At 72.8% G+C, this 3,976-nt stretch carries 4 protein-coding genes; 2 read left to right on the top strand and 2 right to left on the bottom strand.

Annotated features, from left to right (window positions below; genetic code table 11):
* Nucleotides 1-124 precede the first annotated feature (124 nt).
* The gene (locus tag PV682_RS39810) at nucleotides 125-475 is read left to right on the top strand and encodes a hypothetical protein (protein WP_319737230.1); all 351 of its coding nucleotides are present in this window, start codon (nucleotides 125-127) and stop codon (nucleotides 473-475) included.
* A 16-nt stretch (nucleotides 476-491) separates the two neighbouring features.
* Nucleotides 492-1,520 (top strand): alpha/beta hydrolase family protein, encoded by a 1,029-nt coding sequence (locus PV682_RS39805; protein WP_319737229.1) that lies wholly within the window; start codon nucleotides 492-494, stop codon nucleotides 1,518-1,520.
* 72 nt (nucleotides 1,521-1,592) lie between these two features.
* On the opposite strand, the gene PV682_RS39800 is transcribed toward PV682_RS39805, so the two are convergent.
* Nucleotides 1,593-3,005, bottom strand: a complete 1,413-nt coding sequence (locus PV682_RS39800) for a sensor histidine kinase (protein WP_319737227.1) — start codon at nucleotides 3,003-3,005, stop codon at nucleotides 1,593-1,595.
* Nucleotides 3,006-3,737 carry a response regulator transcription factor gene (locus PV682_RS39795; protein WP_055723015.1) on the bottom strand — a complete coding sequence of 244 codons (732 nt, stop codon included), beginning with the start codon at nucleotides 3,735-3,737 and terminating at the stop codon, nucleotides 3,006-3,008. It abuts the gene before it with no gap.
* Between the last annotated feature and the right edge of the window lie 239 nt (nucleotides 3,738-3,976).

The raw sequence follows: 3,976 nt of genomic DNA, 5'->3' as shown, positions 1-3,976 counted from the left end.
CCGCCGACCTGGCCACCGCCCTCACCTCAGCCGCGCTCGGCATCCTCCTGCGCGGCAGCCCCGACGGCGCCACGACCGCGCTGACCCGGCACCTCGTCCCTCTCACCTGAAAAGGGAACCCTGTATGGCACTGATACGGATCGACGGCGGCAACCTCGTCGTCGTGATCGAGGGCCTCGACAAGCTCTGGGCCTTCAAGGGAAGCCTGACGATCCCCCTGGCCAACGTCCGGGGCGCGACCGCCGACCCCGGCATCTCCACCGACCCCAAGGGCATCCGCGCGCCGGGCTCCCACGTCCCCGGCGTCATCACGGCAGGCACCTTCCACCAGGACGGCGAAAAAATCTTCTGGGACGTCAAGGACCCGTCGAAGGCCGTCGTGATCGAACTCTCCGACGAGCGGTACACCCGCCTGGTGCTCCAGGTCGACGACCCGCGCGCGGCGGTCGCCCTGGTCGAGAACGCCCTTGCGTAGAAGGGGAGTCGGACCCATGTTCCGCTGCTTGGCGACGGCTCTGCTGGCCCTGACGGCCGCCACCGCCACCCCGGCCACGGCGGCCCTCGCCCTCGTACCCGCCACCGACCGCGAGATCACCTTCACAGCCGACGGCACGACCGCGTACGGCACCCTGCACATCCCCGAACACCGCGCCGGGCAACGGCTGCGGGCGGCTCTCCTGCTGCCCGGCAGCGGCCCCACCGACCGCGACGGCAACCAGCCGCCCGTGTCCACGCCGAACACCCTGGCCCAGTTGGCCGACGCCTTCGACAGGGACAAGATCGCCACGCTGCGGTTCGACAAGTACGGCACCGGCCGCACCGGACTCGGCGCCTACCGGGACCACCCGGAGAACCTCGACTATCCCGCTTTCGTCCGCCAGGCACGCGCCGCCTACGACGTGCTGCGCGACCAGCCGGAGACCGACCCGCGCGCCCTGCTGATCGCCGGGCACAGCGAGGGCGCGCTGACCGCACTCCTGCTCGGCGGCACCGTCCACCCCCGCCCGGCGGGCCTCGCGCTCCTGCAACCGCAGGCACTGCGCCTGCTCGACCTGGTCGCGCTCCAGCTCAAGGCCCAGACCGCCGAGGCGACCCGGCAGGGCCAGTTCACCCCGGAGCAGCAGCGCGTCATCGACGCGGCCATCGACAGCGCCGTCACCTCCCTGCGCGCACACCGGCCGGTCGACACCACCGACCTGCCCCCCGCCGTCGCCCAGCTCTTCGAGGCGTTCCAGGGCCCCAGCGCCCGGTTCGTCCGGAGCGACGACGCCATCCACCCACCGGACACCGCCGCCGCGCTCCGCCCAGGCACCAGAGTGCTGCTGACCTGCGGCACGAACGACGCCCAGGTCCCCTGCGCCACGACGGACGCCCTGACCGCCGCCCTGCGTCACGCACACGCCGGGCGACCGGGCCGCGTGACGCTGCCGGAAGTGGACCACCTGCTGCACGACACGGCCCACCCGGACACGCTCGCACCCTCCGCACTCGACGCCCTGCGCCGCCTCACCCGCCCCTGACGCCGGCCGATCCCTCACCCGACGCCGACGCCGACCCCGACGCCGGCGCCGACTCCGACGTCGGCCGCCGCCTCACCCGCCCCCGACCGTGAACCCGATCACCGACCCGCCCCCGGCCCGCCGATGCGCGTACGGCGTCCCCCCGTGGGACAACGCCACCTCCCGCACGATCGACAGCCCCAGCCCCGACCCCGGCAACGACCGCGCGTCGGCGGCCCGGTAGAACCGGTCGAAGACCCGCGTGAGGTCGTCCTCCGCGATCCCGGGCCCCCGGTCGAGCACCTCGACGCGCACGGTCCCGGGCCGGGCGGGCCCGGTGACGCTGACCTCGATCGGCCCCTTCCCGTCCCGGTCGAACTTCGCGGCGTTCTCGACCAGGTTGGAGACGGCCCGCTGCAACAGCCCGGGCCGCCCGTCGGTGGTCGTGTCCCCGCTGACGCGCACGACGACGTCCCGCCCGCTGCGCCGCCGTACGACCCCGGCGACCTCCTCCGCGATGTCCGCGAGGTCGACCCGCTGGGGCGGCTCGGTGTCGGACTGCCCCGCCGCGAGATCGACGAGCTCGTTGACGAGATCGGTCAGCTCGCGCGCCTCCTGCCCGAGATCGGCGACGAGCTCCTCCCGTGTGGAGAGCGGGAGTTCGTCTATCCGGCGCAGCAGGGAGATGTTCGTACGCAGTGAGGTGAGCGGCGTGCGCAGCTCGTGCCCGGCGTCCTGGACGAGCCGCCGCTGGTCCTCCTCGGACTGCGCGAGCCGCCCGAGCATACGGTCGAAGGCGCGGCCGAGCCGCCCGACCTCGTCGTACCCGGTGACCGGGACCTGGATGCCCAGCCGGCGGGTCCGGGCGACGTCCTCCGCCGCCATCGTGAGGACGACGAGGCGCCGGGTGATCCGGCGGGCCAGCCACCAGCCGAACAGCCCGGCGGCGGTGACGACGACTCCCATGAGGAAGAAGGTGCGCTGCTGGAGGTTGCGCAGCAGGTCCTCGGTACCGCTGAACTCCTGGGCGACCTGGACGGCGCCCCAGCCGCGCCCGAGGGAGACGGTCGCGACGCGGTAGACGTCGTCGCCGACGTCGACGTCCTTGTGCTCGACGAGCGTTCCGGAGACCTTGGCCGCCGCGATCTTCCGGTCCGCTTCGGTGACGGGCAGCTTCGGCTGGCCGGGGTCGGCGACGTCGCCGGCGGGCCCGAGCACCTGCACGTTCGTGCGGGCCGGCCGCACCAGGTCGTGGCCGGGCGCCGACGACGAGAAGTCCTCCGGCGTCATCCTCTGCTGCCGGACCTCGTCGCGCAGGTCCTGGACGACCTCGCTGAACACGGACTGCTGGTCGACCCGGACGAGCCGCGCGGCGGCGTTGTACGACAGGATGCCGACCAGCATCGTCACGACCGCGGTGACCGCCGCGAACGACACGGCGAACGTCGTACCCAGCGCGGCCAGCCCCGGACGCCGGCGGGCCAGCAGCCGGCGCAGCCGGTCCACTCAGTCCTCCCTGAGGACGTACCCCACACCCCGGACGGTGTGAATCAGCTGAGGGGCACCGGGCTCGTCGAGTTTCCGCCGCAGATATCCCACATAGACGGCGAGATTCTTCGAACCGGGGCCGAAGTCGTATCCCCAGATACGGTCGTAAATGGTGGAGTGGTCCAGCACGATCCCCGAATTCCGCACCAGCAGCTCAAGGAGCTCGAATTCGGTCCGCGTCAATTCGAGTTCACGCCCGCCGCGCCAGGCCCGGCGGGCCTGGGGGTCCATCCGCAGGCCGGCGGCCTCGATGTGCCGGTCGGACACGGGGGGCTCCTTCGGCGCGGCGACGGCACTGGCCGGGGCGGCGGGGCCGGCACCCGCGCCGCTGCGCCGCATCAGCGCGCGGAGCCGTGCGAAGACCTCCTCGACGTCGAAAGGCTTGACGACATAGTCGTCGGCCCCCGCATCGAGTCCGGCGATCCGATCAGCGGTCTCCACCAGCGCGGTCAGCATCAGGATCGGCGTCCGGTCCCCCTCGGCCCGCAGCACCCGGCACACCTGGAGTCCGTCGATGCCCGGCATCATCACATCGAGCACCAGCACGTCCGGCGGCGACTTGTGCGCGTGCGCGAGCGCTTCCACACCGTCCGCCACCGCCGTGACCTGATACCCCTCCAGCGTCAGCGCCCGCTCCAGGGCATGGCGGATGGCTCGGTCGTCTTCGGCAAGCAACACGGTCTGAGGCACCGGTCCAGTCTGCCAAGCCGAACCCCTCTCCGGCCGCGACGACCACCATCACGATCACCCTTTTTACCTGCCTCTCACCGTCCCGAAGACAACCGAAGAACCAACTCCCAGACGCACCCCCACCCCCTCCCGAGACACCCCCGCAGGGCCGCAGGGCCGCAGGGCCGCAGGGCCGCAGGGCCGCAGGGCCGCAGGGCCGCAGGGCCGCAGGGCCGCAGGGCCGCAGGGCCGCAGGGCCG

Origin of the sequence: Streptomyces niveiscabiei (assembly GCF_033794345.1) — a bacterium.
Classification (GTDB): domain Bacteria; phylum Actinomycetota; class Actinomycetes; order Streptomycetales; family Streptomycetaceae; genus Streptomyces; species Streptomyces niveiscabiei.
The sequence above is the reverse complement of the archived record's forward strand: the minus strand, read 5'-3'. Positions and strand labels throughout refer to the sequence as shown.

Bases quoted from the DNA above. Each gene is read 5' to 3' on its own strand.
- PV682_RS39810 (WP_319737230.1), top strand. From the start codon at position 125: ATGGCACTGATACGGATCGACGGCGGCAACCTCGTCGTCGTGATCGAG.
- PV682_RS39805 (WP_319737229.1), top strand. From the start codon at position 492: ATGTTCCGCTGCTTGGCGACGGCTCTGCTGGCCCTGACGGCCGCCACC.